General features: G+C 37.8%; 14 protein-coding genes and 4 tRNA genes. 7 read left to right on the top strand and 11 right to left on the bottom strand.

Annotated elements, in window-relative coordinates; all coding sequences use genetic code 11:
• Positions 1-17: 17 nt before the first annotated feature.
• The 4 genes from BWI92_RS19870 to BWI92_RS19885 form a co-directional block, all read right to left on the bottom strand.
• Positions 18-1352, bottom strand: a complete 1335-nt coding sequence (locus BWI92_RS19870) for an AarF/ABC1/UbiB kinase family protein (protein WP_095166065.1) — start codon at positions 1350-1352, stop codon at positions 18-20.
• A gap of 32 nt (positions 1353-1384) precedes the next feature.
• Complete coding sequence (locus BWI92_RS19875) at positions 1385-2017, bottom strand: TetR family transcriptional regulator C-terminal domain-containing protein (RefSeq protein WP_095166067.1); 633 nt, start codon at positions 2015-2017, stop codon at positions 1385-1387.
• Positions 2018-2133: 116 nt separating this feature from the next.
• Positions 2134-3474, bottom strand: a complete 1341-nt coding sequence (locus BWI92_RS19880; RefSeq protein ID WP_176464490.1) for a M43 family zinc metalloprotease — start codon at positions 3472-3474, stop codon at positions 2134-2136.
• The gene (locus tag BWI92_RS19885; RefSeq protein ID WP_095166071.1) at positions 3428-4423 is read right to left on the bottom strand and encodes a PhoH family protein; all 996 of its coding nucleotides are present in this window, start codon (positions 4421-4423) and stop codon (positions 3428-3430) included. The genes BWI92_RS19880 and BWI92_RS19885 overlap by 47 nt, the downstream gene beginning before the upstream one ends.
• A 192-nt stretch (positions 4424-4615) precedes the next feature.
• Here BWI92_RS19885 and dnaB point away from each other — a divergent pair, with 192 nt between their 5' ends.
• The gene (gene dnaB, locus BWI92_RS19890) at positions 4616-6229 is read left to right on the top strand and encodes a replicative DNA helicase (RefSeq protein WP_095166073.1); all 1614 of its coding nucleotides are present in this window, start codon (positions 4616-4618) and stop codon (positions 6227-6229) included.
• Between the two features lie 204 nt (positions 6230-6433).
• On the opposite strand, the gene rlmD is transcribed toward dnaB, so the two are convergent.
• Positions 6434-7846: a 23S rRNA (uracil(1939)-C(5))-methyltransferase RlmD gene (gene rlmD, locus BWI92_RS19895; protein ID WP_095166075.1), complete on the bottom strand. Its 1413-nt coding sequence runs from the start codon at positions 7844-7846 to the stop codon at positions 6434-6436.
• A 128-nt stretch (positions 7847-7974) separates the two neighbouring features.
• On the opposite strand from rlmD, the gene BWI92_RS19900 reads away from it, so the two are divergent.
• The gene (locus tag BWI92_RS19900) at positions 7975-8811 is read left to right on the top strand and encodes an SDR family oxidoreductase (protein WP_095166077.1); all 837 of its coding nucleotides are present in this window, start codon (positions 7975-7977) and stop codon (positions 8809-8811) included.
• A 71-nt stretch (positions 8812-8882) separates the two neighbouring features.
• Here the strand turns inward: BWI92_RS19900 and BWI92_RS19905 are convergent, their stop codons facing one another.
• The gene (locus BWI92_RS19905; RefSeq protein WP_141234849.1) at positions 8883-9383 is read right to left on the bottom strand and encodes an SH3 domain-containing protein; all 501 of its coding nucleotides are present in this window, start codon (positions 9381-9383) and stop codon (positions 8883-8885) included.
• Positions 9384-9707: 324 nt separating this feature from the next.
• On the opposite strand from BWI92_RS19905, the gene BWI92_RS19910 reads away from it, so the two are divergent.
• From BWI92_RS19910 to BWI92_RS19925, 4 genes are all read left to right on the top strand, one after another.
• Positions 9708-9780, top strand: a tRNA-Lys gene (locus tag BWI92_RS19910).
• Positions 9781-9862: 82 nt separating this feature from the next.
• Positions 9863-9935: transfer RNA gene (locus tag BWI92_RS19915), tRNA-Lys, on the top strand.
• A gap of 86 nt (positions 9936-10021) precedes the next feature.
• Positions 10022-10097: transfer RNA gene (locus tag BWI92_RS19920), tRNA-Lys, on the top strand.
• 186 nt (positions 10098-10283) lie between these two features.
• Positions 10284-10700 (top strand): hypothetical protein, encoded by a 417-nt coding sequence (locus tag BWI92_RS19925; protein ID WP_095166081.1) that lies wholly within the window; start codon positions 10284-10286, stop codon positions 10698-10700.
• On the opposite strand, the gene holA is transcribed toward BWI92_RS19925, so the two are convergent.
• From holA to BWI92_RS19940, 3 genes are all read right to left on the bottom strand, one after another.
• Positions 10677-11696 carry a DNA polymerase III subunit delta gene (gene holA, locus BWI92_RS19930; RefSeq protein WP_095166083.1) on the bottom strand — a complete coding sequence of 340 codons (1020 nt, stop codon included), beginning with the start codon at positions 11694-11696 and terminating at the stop codon, positions 10677-10679. The genes BWI92_RS19925 and holA overlap by 24 nt on opposite strands.
• Before the next feature lie 98 nt (positions 11697-11794).
• The gene (locus tag BWI92_RS19935; protein ID WP_095166085.1) at positions 11795-12103 is read right to left on the bottom strand and encodes an ACP phosphodiesterase; all 309 of its coding nucleotides are present in this window, start codon (positions 12101-12103) and stop codon (positions 11795-11797) included.
• Entirely contained in the window at positions 12094-12396 is a 303-nt protein-coding gene (locus BWI92_RS19940; RefSeq protein WP_095166087.1) for a hypothetical protein, read from the bottom strand. The genes BWI92_RS19935 and BWI92_RS19940 overlap by 10 nt, the downstream gene beginning before the upstream one ends.
• A gap of 171 nt (positions 12397-12567) precedes the next feature.
• Here BWI92_RS19940 and BWI92_RS19945 point away from each other — a divergent pair, with 171 nt between their 5' ends.
• Positions 12568-13080 carry a peptidylprolyl isomerase gene (locus BWI92_RS19945; RefSeq protein WP_095166089.1) on the top strand — a complete coding sequence of 171 codons (513 nt, stop codon included), beginning with the start codon at positions 12568-12570 and terminating at the stop codon, positions 13078-13080.
• Positions 13081-13152: 72 nt separating this feature from the next.
• Here the strand turns inward: BWI92_RS19945 and BWI92_RS19950 are convergent, their stop codons facing one another.
• Together BWI92_RS19950 and BWI92_RS19955 are read right to left on the bottom strand one after the other, a co-directional pair.
• Positions 13153-13611, bottom strand: a complete 459-nt coding sequence (locus tag BWI92_RS19950; protein WP_095166091.1) for a dCMP deaminase family protein — start codon at positions 13609-13611, stop codon at positions 13153-13155.
• 124 nt (positions 13612-13735) lie between these two features.
• Positions 13736-13809: transfer RNA gene (locus tag BWI92_RS19955), tRNA-Met, on the bottom strand.
• Positions 13810-13853: the final 44 nt, after the last annotated feature.

Below are 13853 nucleotides of genomic sequence, written 5' to 3' on the forward strand. Positions count from 1 at the left end.
AATCAACGCTATTTTTTTTATGCAAACTCTCCTTTGAGCTTTTGAGATTTGAGCCAATCGGGTTTGGTAATGCTAACTTCTGCTCGGAGTTCGTTCAGTAGGGAGTATAAACCAAAATAGGTTCTGTTGATATACAGTCCGTGTTGAGAACCTCTAGCTACTTTCGAATTTCGGAGCTCATCTAGTTTCTGAAGTTTTTCGGCATATAAATACACTTGCTCAAAATAGCTATCATCAGCAAAGTCAAAAGTTTCTTCTCCAAACGGACGACCCAGTAAGTAAATCATTTCTTTGAATAACTTCGAAAAGAAAGAAGATTCTTCTGCTGAGTCTGAAGCTACAATAAATTCGAGGGTTTTGAATATTTCATTCATTTTCGCCTCGTCTTCCAGCGTATCAAAATTAATAAGCGCGAAATAATTATCGTAAAACAATTCTGGAATTACCTTGATACAACCAAAGTCAATTATTCCCATAGTGCCATCTTCACGCATCAAGAAATTGCCGGGATGTGGATCTGCATGGACTTGGCGTAGGTTGTGAATTTGGAAATCATAGAAATCCCAAAGGGCTTGCCCAATTTGATTTCTAATTTCTTGTGAAGGATTTGTCGCTAAAAACTCCTTCATATGCAGACCTTCGAGCCAATCCATCGTCAGAATTTTGTCACAAGAAAGTTCTGGATAGTATTTTGGAAAAAACACATTCGGTATGTGAGCACACGCTTTCGAAATTTCCACCGAACGTTCTAACTCCAAAACATAGTTGGTTTCTTCCAACAAACGAGCATGCACTTCGCCCATGTATCGGTCTACATCTTTTTCATTAAGTCCAAACATCGCAACTGCAATGGGTTTTACCATTTTGAGGTCAGCACCAATACTTTCTGAAACACCTGGATACTGTATTTTTACAGCTAATGGTTTTCCATTTAGTTCGGCTTTGTGAACCTGACCGATAGACGCCGCATTCGATGCGCTCATTTCGAAGGTATCGAACAACTCGCTCGGAGACTTTTTGAAATGTTTTTTAAAGGTTTTAACCACCAATGGTCCCGACAGTGGAGGTGCCGAGTATTGAGACATAGCAAATTTTTCCCGATACGCTCTTGGTAAAAGGCCTTTGTCCATACTCAGCATTTGAGTGACCTTGAGTGCAGAACCTTTAAGTTCGCTCAATGATTCATAAATATCTTCTGCATTATCTTGATGTAACTCTTCTTTAGGAGTAGTAGGGTCAATGATTTTTTTGACATTATGCTTGAGATAATTTCCTCCAATTTTTACCCCTGTTTTTACAAACTGTGTTGCACGCGCCACTTTGGAGGTAGGTATCGAATTTTGTTCTTTCATAATAAGGCACTAGTTCTTATGTCAAACTAGCATTAGCGATTTTGATACAAAAATTTGGCAAAGTCTAACACCGAATCCAATGCCGAACTGGCCATCAAGTCGAAGGATGTATTAACTGCTTTTTCAATCATGGCATCAGTCTGCTCAAATCCTTTTGAACGGTCTTTTACCCAAAAATCCAAAATCATTAATAGCTGAAGCCACAGCGCGTCTGGGTAGCGCTCGTCCAAATATTTTCTTGGCTGAACCTCCTTGCTTTCTTTACCTTCCATGATTAAATCTCTCGCAAAATCTTTGAACGAAGTTTTGAGGTCGGTTAAAAAAGTAGGGGTCTTTAATTTACGCTTGTCAATCAATCGCCATGTTTGTGAGGCATAGCTTCTGTTTTCTTTCAAAACCTCGATCCAAGTGTAATAAAAGGCCAATAACTTCTCTCTTACTGAGTATCCCGAATAGATAGAGTCGCTTTCTATGCGGGTAACTGTGTCTTTGAAAAAGTCCAACCAAATGTTAGTTTCCAATAGCTCAAATGAATTGTAGTATTCATAAAATTCTACTTCCTTCATTTTAAGCTTTTTGGTAAAAGCATAAACCGATGGTGGATGTGTACCATTTTCTAAAAAATACTCAATAAAAGCCTGTTTGATTTTTTCTGATTTTTCCATACTCGTTCCGTTTGTGTAGATAACATGATGTAAAAAAACATTGTTTTATTTAATTGGGAAATTTTTCAATAAAAATACAAAAGCCTTCCATGATATGTGTTCAGGGAAGGCTTTTATTATTTCAAAACAAACATTCTAACTACCTTGGTTTCTTTCGAAGTATTTACTCTCAGAAAATACATTCCATTTGCATAGCTGGAGGTATTCATCAAGAAATAGTTAGAAGTCACATTTTGATAATTATATTCATTTAGCGTATTGCCATTTTCAGAAATAAGTTGAATCGTGATATTTTCAGTTCCGCTAAATTGTACCTTAATATTGGCACTACTTTTCACTGGATTCGGATCAATGCTCACCTGTAGCGCGTTACTTTCTGAAACAACAGTCGAGTTGTTGACAAGTGACTTTCTGCGATAACTTAATTCTAAGGCTGCTCTAGTTCTTATTTTTTGATCATTTGTAAAGAGACTCATACAAACATCAGGCGAATAATCCATGTAGTTCTCAATTTGATTGGTAACCGTATTGCCATCGCAGGTAGAGGTCATTTTGTTACAAGTGAATCCATTATTTAGACTCTCTATAGTTGGCGTGTCATCACAATAATCGGTACCACAGCGAACATCGCCTGTTGGGTGTAATAAACCTAGCCAGTGCCCAACTTCATGGGTGGTTGTTCTACCCATGTTGTAGGTTGTACTAATAGTTCCACAGCATCTGCCAAAATATCGATAATCTATGACCACACCATCGAATATTTGTTGCTCGGCTGCTTCTGATGTATTTGGAATAAGCCCAGGCAAATAGGCATCAAACGGAAAACCCGAATAGCCAATCGTGAGGGGAGTTGAGGTTGTTCCACTCTTTACAACATAAATATTCAGATACTTATAAGGATTCCATTTTGAGAAAGCAGTAATCGCACCTAACTCCTTGATAATATCAAAGCCAGTTTTGGTGGTATAATGTCTTGTAATTCCTTTGGTTGTTTCGCCTGTGGCCGTAGAGTCTGCCAAAAAGAATTCAATTTGCATATCTGCACCAACTGGATTAGTATTATAGCCTGCTGTGCCTTCTTTCTTTCTGTAGTCTTCGTTGAGGGTTTGAATTTGAGACAAAATTTGCTCATCACTGATATTGATGTTGTTGGTTCCACCAATGATTTTGCTAGCTGTATTATGAATCACATGAACCACTACAGGAATACGTATGGTTTGATATGCTGTCGTTCTTGAGGCTTTCAGAGCACTGGTATACTGCTGAACCTGATATTCAAAATTACTTTTTTGCTGTAACCATTTCTGGTTGATGGTTTGATTCAGAGAGTCCTGAAATACAACACCACATTTGCTTTGCGCAAATGTGGTGTATGAAAAATAACAGCTAATGTGCTTAAAATGCTTTTTTTCATTTTTGGAAAGATGAATAAGATTTTTGTGCTTCTTTTTCCGCATCAGCCTTATCATAAGCCATAATAATGTCTCTTACCAAGCGGTGACGTACAACATCTTTACCATCTAGTTCAATAAAAGAAATACCCTTGATCCCTTGCAAAATTTTGGTAGCTTCAACCAAGCCTGACTTTACTTTGGTTGGTAAGTCTATCTGTGATTTATCACCTGTGATAATCACTTTAGAATTAACACCCATACGAGTCAAGAACATTTTCATTTGCATTGGCGTTGTGTTTTGGGCTTCATCCAATAAAACAAATGCATTGTTCAGGGTACGACCACGCATGTATGCCAAAGGGGCTATCTCAATGACACGGTTTTCTATAAAAAACTTCAACTTTTCCGGTTGAATCATATCGTCGAGCGCGTCATAGATCGGACGTAGATACGGGTCAATTTTTTCTTTTAAATCACCAGGTAAGAAGCCTAAGTTTTCACCTGCCTCGACCGCTGGACGCGTAATGATAATTTTTTTGACTTCCTTATTCTTGAGGGCTTTTACCGCAAGAGCAACTGCTGTATAGGTTTTTCCTGTACCAGCAGGACCAATTGCGAATACGATATCATTTTCTGCGGCAGCATCTATGAGCTTTTTTTGGTTAGGCGATTTCACGCGAATAACCACCCCCTTAGTGCCGTACAACAAGACATCGTCGTCCTCTTTTATGATAACAGGTGTCTCTTCTTCATTATTCTTATCCCTAGAAAGATACGTTTTTACTTGTTCTGTTGTAATTTTGCCGTACTTCTGAAAATGCACAACCATCGACTCAATAATTTCGGTAATCTTGACAATGTCAGAAATAGATCCTCTGATGGTGATTTCGTTACCTCTTGAGATAAGTTTACTTTGTGGAAAAGCTTCAGCTACTACTTTAATATTGCTGTTTTCAACGCCAAGGAAACCAACTAACTCAACGTCTTCGAGTGTAATTATTTTTTCTGTCAAATCTAAAAATGAATAAAAGTTAATCGATGATTTAGTCTTATAAGTTACTAATCTAACAAAAATAACGCTTGTTTGTGTTCGCTTGTTATAAGATTAATTCGAAGTTTTTTTTGACTCTGTAAATCAAACCCTTAGGTTTTTTTGCAAAATGGGATTGTGGTAATATGAGAAAATATTTGTAAAATTGTATTAATGGAACAGTCAAACAGAAATAATACCTTTAAAAAGCCCTCCAATTTTGCTGGAGGTCGAATATCTGCGACCAATCGTTGGCTGGATACAGGTTTGGGTAAAATCCCACCTCAAGCTGTCGATTTGGAAGAAGCTGTGCTTGGGGCTTTGATGATAGAGAAGGATGCTCTTACCGCAGTGGTGGACATTTTGAAACCTGACTCATTTTATAAAGAAGCACACCAAAGAATATATGGAGCCATTACTCAGCTTTTTGCTGCGTCTGAGCCAATAGATTTGCTTACAGTAACCAACCAATTACGTACAAATGGTGAATTAGAAATGGCTGGTGGGGTATCTTATCTTGCCGAATTAACGCAAAGAGTTAACTCAGCGGCTAACATCGAATTTCACGCTCGTATTGTTGTAGAACATTCTTTAAAGAGACAATTGATTACGGTATCTTCTGAAATCCAAAAAATGGCCTATGAAGATACAACAGATGTATTCCAATTGTTGGATAGGGTAGAACAAGAACTTTTTAGAATTTCAGAGGCTAATATTCGTAAAAACTATTCGGATATGTCGCAGATTATGCGTGCGGCCTTGTTGGAATTAGAAATGAAGAAAAATCAGAAGGATGGTCTTACGGGAGTGCCTTCTGGATTTAGTGCTTTGGATAGAATTACTTCTGGTTTCCAAAAAACTGAATTAATTATCATCGCTGCTCGCCCTGGTATGGGTAAAACCGCCTTGATTCTTTCGGCTTGTCGTAATGCAGCAGTAGATTTTGGGCAAGCAGTAGCCGTATTTTCTTTGGAGATGTCCTCGGTTCAGCTTGTCAATCGTTTGATTTCATCAGAAGCGGAATTAGAATCTGAAAAGCTAAGAAAAGGTAATTTGGCTCCTCACGAATGGGCTCAATTACACGCAAAAATTGGTCGTTTAACAAATGCTCCAATTTTCATTGATGATACGCCAGCTTTGTCACTTCTCGAACTCCGTGCTAAGGCGCGTCGTTTGAAAGCACAGCACGATATTCAAATGATTGTGATTGACTACTTACAACTCATGTCGGGTGATACAGGAGGAAAAGGAGGAGGAAACCGAGAGCAAGAAATTGCCACAATTTCTCGTTCCTTGAAACAACTGGCCAAAGAGTTGGATGTACCTGTTATTGCGCTTTCGCAGTTGAGCCGTGCGGTAGAAACTCGTGGAGGCGATAAAAAACCTCAATTATCCGATTTACGTGAGTCTGGGTCAATCGAGCAAGATGCCGATATGGTAATGTTTATTTACCGTCCAGAATATTATGGTATTACCCAAGATGAGAATGGTCAGTCCATTGCAGGAATGGGTGAGTTGATTATCGCTAAAAACCGTGCTGGTTCACTAGATACGGTTCAGTTAAGATTTATCGGTAAATACACCAAATATTGCGATTTGGATGCTACCGACTATTCAAGCTTCACTGGTGGTGATTCACTACAATCTTTTGCCGCTGTTCCAGATACGATGGCAACCTTTGAAGGTGGTGCTAGAACTGTAGGAAGTAAAATGAATAATTTCCAATCAGGCGGAGGAGAAATGCCATCTTTTGGTACAACTCCACCAAATCAGGATGTACCATTTTAATATTTAGTGAGTGAGTGATTTTGTGAATGAGTGATTGTATTTAAAATATATCATGACAATAAAAACATCAAAAAAGGGGTCGAAAATTGTTTTCGACCCCTTTTTTGATGTTTTTAAAAGTTGGTTAATAAGCCTAATCTGGAATATGTTCCGATCAAAAAGTAACCACTCATTCTCTAAATCAAAACTCACTAAATAAAACTACTATCTCTTGACCAATTTCACAACGTTCTCTACGTGGTGCGTCTGCGGGAACATATCCACTGGCTGAACAGCTTCAACACGATATTTTAGGTCTAATAACGCTAAGTCACGAGCTTGGGTGGCTGGATTACAACTCACATAAACAATCGTGTGTGGTTCTGCATTTAAGAGTGTCTGAACCACTGGCTCATCCATACCTGCACGTGGAGGGTCGGTAATTACCACGTCTGGACGTCCCTTGGCATCGATAAATGAATCATCTAATAGTTTACGCATATCACCTGCATAAAATTCTGTATTGTCGATGCCATTGATTTGAGAGTTTACCTTCGCATCCTCAACCGCCATTTCAACATATTCCAGACCAATTACTTTTTTCGCTTGTCTTGCTACAAAGTTTGCAATTGTACCAGTTCCAGTGTAAAGGTCATAAACAAACTCAGAACCCGTTAAACCAGCATAATCACGCGTAATTTTGTATAATTCGTACGCTTGTTTTGAGTTAGTTTGGTAAAAGGATTTTGGTCCAACTCTGTATTTCAAGCCTTCCATTTCTTCTACAATGTATGGCAAGCCTTTGTAGTTAACTACCTCTAAATCAAAGAAAGTATCGTTTCCTTTGGTATTAATAATGTAGTTTAACGACGTAATTTGTGGGAAGTTAGCATCCAAAAATTCCATCACCAAGCTAATTTGGTCTTCAGTGGCATAAGCAAACTGTACGATGACCATCAAGTCACCTGTCGTAGCGGTACGAATAATCAAGTTGCGTAAGGCTCCTTTTTCTTGCTTGATTTGCTCATAATAGTCAATTTGATGTTTTTGAGCTAATTCATGCAAAGCATTACGAATTTGATTTGATGGATCTGGCTGTAAATAGCAGTGGTCTACATGCAAAATTTTGTCATAACGCTTAGGAACGTGAAAGCCTAAGGCATTACGAGAAAACTCTTCGCCAGACTGGATTTGTTCAACTGTCAACCAACGGTTTTGAGAGAAAGTATATTCTAATTTATTTCTATAATAGAATGTTTCTCCAGAACCTAAGATTGGATTGATGCTAGGAAGATCCACTTTAGCGATTCTTTCCAAGGCATCAGTCACTTGTTTGGTTTTAAATGACAATTGGGTTGCATAATCAATATGTTGCCATTTGCAGCCTCCACACGTTCCAAAATGATCACAAACAGTTTGTGTTCTGTAAGGGGAACTTGGTTTTATATTTAGAGCTGTCGCTTCGTAATAGCTTTTTTTAGATTTCGTAATGCGTAAATCCGCATAATCGCCAGGAGCCACAGGGCCGTCTATAAAGATAACTTTATCTTCGACACGGCTGATGCATTTTGCCTCGGCTGCAAAATCTTCTACCAAGACATTTTCAAAAATGATATTTTCTTTGTGCTTTTTTCTCATAAGGTTGCAAAATTACAAAAAAGCGCCACATAAATCGAAATCTTTGGACTACAACTAAACTAAAAAATGTATTTTGCTAATTAATCCCTAATTTTGAAAATCTTAAACACAAGTATAGATATAGTATTATGAAAGATAAAGTAGTCATTATTACTGGGGCATCGTCGGGTATTGGTAAAGCCATGGCTTTTGCCTTTGGTCATGAAGGTGCAAAAGTTGTAATCACTGGACGTAAACAGGCTCCTTTGGAGGAAACTAGCAAAGAGCTTAGTCAAGTAGGGATAGATAACCTTGCTATTGTCTCAGATGTCAGCCTTGAGGAGGATAATATAAAGGTGGTGGAACAAACTGTCGCCAAATATGGCAGAATAGACATCCTCATCAATAACGCGGGCATTTCTATGCGCTCCATGTTTGAAGATTGCGATGTGGACGTTATCAAAAAGGTCATGGACATAAATTTCTATGGGATGGTTTATGCCACTAAATACGCTTTGCCTTATATCAAAAAAGCCAAGGGTTCAATTGTAGGAATCTCTTCAATTGCAGGATACCGTGGACTACCAGTTAGAATTGGCTATTCAGCTTCAAAATTCGCCATGAATGGCTTTTTGGAGGCACTACGTACGGAGTTGCTTTATGAAGACGTACATGTGTTGACTGCTTGCCCTGGTTTTACCGCCTCTAATATCCGTGTAGCCTCTTTGGGAGGAAATGGTCAAACCAAGGGAGAAACAATGCGAGATGAAGGAAATATGATGTCTGCGGAGGAAGTAGCGGCTCAAATTCTCAAAGCAGTGAAGAATCGTAAGCGAGAACTCATTTTAACCACTCAGGGTAAGCTTACGGTATTTCTCAACAAGTTTTTACCTTCATTGACAGATAAGCTTACTTTTAATACACTTGCGAAAGAGAAGGATTCTCCTTTGAAGAAAAAAAATAGAATTGTTCTAGTTAAAATTTAGAGAATGAGTGATTTGTTTATTAAACATTTTAAGATAATCACTCATTCACTAACTCACCATTCACTCATTACCTATTCCACCTGCCAGAGGTCCGTTTGTTTGACATACAGGAGTTGGTCTTCCCAAAATACTCTTTTCCAAATATCGCTCCCTCCAATAATATTAAGTCGATGCCCTTTATTGATGACATATTCAACGGGTGCACCAGCTGAAGGGCTTTTTCTCAAAATTACATGATCGGCATTAATAATCCCTTGATGATACTTATCAGGAAGATTCAATAATGTCCAAACGCCAATCAAGTAAATTCCTAAAATAACTTTTTGTGAACTTGGGATATATTCATTTCTATATTTTTTTCCGATCAAAACTACAAAAACATATAATCCTATCAACAGCATCAGTGCTACCAAAAAGCCAGAATAGGTTTTGTAAACCAATATTAAGAAATTAAAATCATTTAATTCGTACCCTTTTAATTGATGATCTTGAGCAATTGTGTAGAGTTTTGAGAGAATTTTATCGTCGGGACTTGTCTCAAAAGACTTGTTGAGGTAATAAAGTGTCCTCAAATAGTCACCTTTTTGTTCATTTATTTTGGCAAGCTTTAAAAAAATAATGTGTGACGGATGTTCCAATTTTGTCAATTCTCGCTCAAAAATCCGCTCAGCGGCACCATAATTTTGAATTTTGTATAAAGAATCTGCATTTTTTAGTGAAGCTGTATTGTCCAGACACCTAGAAAGTTGCGGAATCGTAACGAAGAAAAATAAAAAAATATAACTTTTTTTAGATGGATGGCTTGCATTATGTTTCTAGAAGTAGTAGTTTTGCACCGCAATTAAGGAAAACGAAACAGAACAACAAAAATACTGAAAACGCTTCTTATATGCAACGATTCCGTAGCTCAGTTGGTAGAGCAATACACTTTTAATGTATGGGTCCTGGGTTCGAGTCCCAGCGGGATCACCGAGATGTCTAGCACGATAGACGTTTTAAAATAAATTTTTTGACTTGGTTTTTGCGATGTAAATCGTAGAAAATAAGTACCGATTCCGTAGCTCAGTTGGTAGAGCAATACACTTTTAATGTATGGGTCCTGGGTTCGAGTCCCAGCGGGATCACGAAGATTGTCAGTGACAAATCTTCCCTTCGCCTCCAGAGTGAGGCACTTTTATATATAGTGAAGAGGCTACGTGCCAAATCACACGATTCCGTAGCTCAGTTGGTAGAGCAATACACTTTTAATGTATGGGTCCTGGGTTCGAGTCCCAGCGGGATCACCAAAAGGTTCAGAGATTACTCTGAACCTTTTTTTGTTTTACAGCTTTTATATTTTTCTACACTATTTTTTATAATCTTTATAAATGATTCAAAAAATAAACGATTATGAAGAAATTCTACTGCCTTGTAATTGTATGCTATTTCTCAAGACTTTTTGAAACAAAGCCTGCGAATGTCCACCACCCGTAATGGATGCCAAAGTGGCCTTTCCTCAATATAAATATGTATTTGAAGCCGTTTGTGAGAGTTCAAATGGTGATTATCCTTGGAACTATACTTTAAATATTTTGAGATGGTACAAGGGGAGAAGCTGGAAGTTGAGACTCAATAGTGAGGCGGATGGCTGTGGTAAAATACCTAAAATTGGTAAACGCTGGTTGGTATTTGCCAATAACCTAGAGGACCGCTCCCTCATTAATATGTGTTCGCCATCGATAGGTTATCTTGATGATATGCCAGCTCCTTTCTTGCCAACTACTACTATCAGAGATAGAGTTTTTTATGCTAAGAAGCATTTTTGCAGAAATATATTCCTTTATAACAAAATGAGAGCCGATTTAGAGCGGCTCTCAGTGAAGACTTTAATGCAAAATACGAAACGTTAGTTCTTTTAATTTATCGCCATCTGAGCTTGTGCTAGACTCTATTCCTTTCGCCTGTAGCTCTATTTGTTTGATGTCGTGAATAATTTGTATGACTTTAGGTAAATTGTAATTCCTGATGGTTTGAACGTAGTCTTTGGCAAAGAATGGATTAATCCCTAAGAAGCTTGCCAATCCCTTATCAGTCTTGTCCGAATGCGTATGTGCAAGCAATACCTTACTGAAGAAATTATACATCAATAGAATCATTGGAGGCAATGGATTGTCTTTCGGATTGGATGCGAAAAACTGCACAATTTGATTTGCTTTTAGTACATCTCTTTGAATAAGCGCTTTTTGAAATTCAAAATAGTTATATTCCTTACTAATTCCTACAAAGCGTTCTACTACCGCAGCATTGATTTCCTCGTCTATTTTAAGATTAATAACAATTTTATCAATTTCTGAAGCCAATCGCTTTAAATCATTCCCAACATTTTCTACCAGCATTTGGACCGCTTTGGGACTAATTTTCACGCCAGATTCATGACAATGTTCAATTACCCAGTCTGGGATTTTGTTGTCATACATCTTTTTAGAGGTCATAACCGTACCCGATTGATCTATTGCTTTGACCCAAGCCTTTCGTTCGTCAACTGAATCTTTGCTCGCCAGTACTAAAATAGTTGACGCCAATGGGTTTTTGGCGTAGCCTTCAAGTACAGCTTGCATATCCTTTTGCTCAATTCCTTGAATGCTCTGCGCTTCTTTCACAATGACCACCTGCTTTTCAGACATCATTGGAAATCGCTTGGCATAGGACATAATACTTGGTACAGTATGGTCTTTGCCGTAGATAATATACTGATTGAAACCCTTATCAGAAGCCGATAGGGCATTTTCTTCGATGAAGTCTACTACTTTATCAATAAAATACGGTTCGTCACCGTGGAGTAAATAAATAGGTTGAAAGTGTTTTTTCTTTACTTCTTTAAATACCTCTGCAAATAATTTCGGCATACTATTCTGGGGCTTGGACTCTTATTTTACAAAGATACAACATCAAGTGTTTGATTTCTATTAGGTAGCTTGGTGAACAAATTAATTTTCCAGAGATTTTAGAAAATGGGATTTTCGATAAATTTTTGACAATGGTATTGTATTTCTGGAAAAAACTGAAAAAAATCCTCTTCAAACTCTTGATACTGAGAAGTTAATATTTCTGTGGCATTCTCGATGCCCGATTCATATTTTAAGCGAGAAGAAATGCCTTTTAATGACCATTTTAAACCCTCCAAATTGGCATAGTTAGTCAACCAATCCCTGGAGGTCATGGAAATAATCATTCGATCGAGTGCTGCAGGAAGTTCATCCTCGCGTTTTTGAAGTATTTGGTAAAAATTGGCACTAAAATCTCCTAATTCGATAGCAGAGAATTGATGGAAGTTTTTGGCAAAATATGATCGTAAAACATATCAATTACAATACCCGAAAATTTATGATACCGATGTCTGATTCTGCTAATGCTTTGTTTTACGATGGGATGTTGATCTGTGAATGAATCAATTTGACGGTGAAGGGCAATACCCAAGATAATGTCCTTATTGTAGGACGAATCATGCAGTTTGTTTAGGTGACCTTTCACATAATCACCTAAGAAATTTCCAAGAATAATGTCTTCATTATCCCCAGATAAATATATATGTGATAAGTAATTCAACTTTTTACAGAATTTTGATGTTGATACCTTATAAAGTTAAGGAAAAAAGATTACGTTTGTAAAATAAACGAAGACTCATCCAGATTCTTTCAAACAAGTTATAACTCTTGCCGATGATAGCAATAGCTTGTTTTAGTATATATTCGCATCGGTACCAAACACTTAGATATAATGCAAATTTCAAACGCTAAAGTTGTGTCATTGACTTATCAATTAACAGTGACAGACAAAAATGGTGACCGTGAGTTAGTAGAAACAGTAGAGCAGGAGCACCCAATGGTATTTATCCACGGCATGAGTGGTTTGCCAGAAGCTTTCGAAGATAAAATTGCTGGTCTTTCAGCTGGAGATACTTTTGAATTCTCAATTCCTGCTGAAGAAGGATACGGTGAGTATGATGCTTCAGCGGTAGTAGAATTACCAAAAGATATTTTCAAGGTAGATGGCGAGTTAGTTGAGGAAATGTTAGAAGTTGGTAACTTCCTTCCAATGACTGACGATCGTGGTAACCGTCTTCAGGGCCAAATCATCGAAGTTGGTGAAGATTTTGTTAGAATGGACTTCAATCACCCTTTGGCTGATAAAGAAATGTTTTTCAGTGGAGCTATCTTGAGCGTAAGAGAAGCAACTGAATCTGAATTAGACCACGGTCACGTTCATGGTGAAGGTGGTGTTCATCATTAATACTGATGATAACAAAAAAGTCGCATAGTGTGAGCTATGCGACTTTTTTGTTTATTTAAACAAATGAGACAGTCAATTTTTGTCATATTGAATCACTTCTACCCCAAATTTTCTCAAAAAATCAACCCCTTCATCTGCGGCTAATCCCTTATATTGTGCATAAGAGTCTAGAAATACCACCTTGCTGATTTTCATGGAGAAAATTATTCTTGCACAAGCAATACAAGGCGATAATGTCACGTATAAAGTGGCGCCATCTACTTGAGACCCATTTTTGGCAGCAAAAAGAATGGCATTTTGTTCGGCGTGGAGTGCCAAGGAGCAACTTCCTTTGGAGTCGCGAGCACATCCATGTTCTGGAAATTCTTCATCACAATTATGTGTACCCGATGGTGGGCCGTTGTATCCAATTGAGATAATACGAGTATCTCTTGCTAACACAGCACCTACTTGTGCTTTAATACAATGTGAACGTTTGGCGATATTCACAGCCAATTCCATGTAAATATCATCAAATTCGGGTTTTGCCATGATGTGTTATAAGATTTGGGAAACAGATTGGGGATATACTGGTTGTAAATACGACAAGAATTTGAAGCTAATTTACAAGATTTTATAAAAAAAAAGCCTTTCTGTAAAAGAAAGGCTTTTCTAGTAGCGGGGAGCAGAATCGAACTGCCGACCTTTGGGTTATGAATCCAACGCTCTAACCATCTGAGCTACCCCGCCAAGGGGCAAATAGTAAAAATTTTGTAGCGGGGAGCAGAATCGAA

It is taken from the genome of Flectobacillus sp. BAB-3569 (assembly GCF_002270355.1).
Taxonomy (GTDB): Bacteria; Bacteroidota; Bacteroidia; order Cytophagales; family Spirosomataceae; genus Flectobacillus; species Flectobacillus roseus.

What these genes read in the sequence shown, in the direction of transcription:
- BWI92_RS19870 (WP_095166065.1), bottom strand. Translation starts at nt 1,352, where the DNA reads ATGAAAGAACAAAATTCGATACCTACCTCCAAAGTGGCGCGTGCAACA.
- BWI92_RS19875 (WP_095166067.1), bottom strand. Translation starts at nt 2,017, where the DNA reads ATGGAAAAATCAGAAAAAATCAAACAGGCTTTTATTGAGTATTTTTTA.
- BWI92_RS19880 (WP_176464490.1), bottom strand. Translation starts at nt 3,474, where the DNA reads ATGCGGAAAAAGAAGCACAAAAATCTTATTCATCTTTCCAAAAATGAA.
- dnaB (WP_095166073.1), top strand. Translation starts at nt 4,616, where the DNA reads ATGGAACAGTCAAACAGAAATAATACCTTTAAAAAGCCCTCCAATTTT.
- rlmD (WP_095166075.1), bottom strand. Translation starts at nt 7,846, where the DNA reads ATGAGAAAAAAGCACAAAGAAAATATCATTTTTGAAAATGTCTTGGTA.
- BWI92_RS19900 (WP_095166077.1), top strand. Translation starts at nt 7,975, where the DNA reads ATGAAAGATAAAGTAGTCATTATTACTGGGGCATCGTCGGGTATTGGT.
- BWI92_RS19925 (WP_095166081.1), top strand. Translation starts at nt 10,284, where the DNA reads ATGGATGCCAAAGTGGCCTTTCCTCAATATAAATATGTATTTGAAGCC.
- holA (WP_095166083.1), bottom strand. Translation starts at nt 11,696, where the DNA reads ATGCCGAAATTATTTGCAGAGGTATTTAAAGAAGTAAAGAAAAAACAC.
- BWI92_RS19945 (WP_095166089.1), top strand. Translation starts at nt 12,568, where the DNA reads ATGCAAATTTCAAACGCTAAAGTTGTGTCATTGACTTATCAATTAACA.
- BWI92_RS19950 (WP_095166091.1), bottom strand. Translation starts at nt 13,611, where the DNA reads ATGGCAAAACCCGAATTTGATGATATTTACATGGAATTGGCTGTGAAT.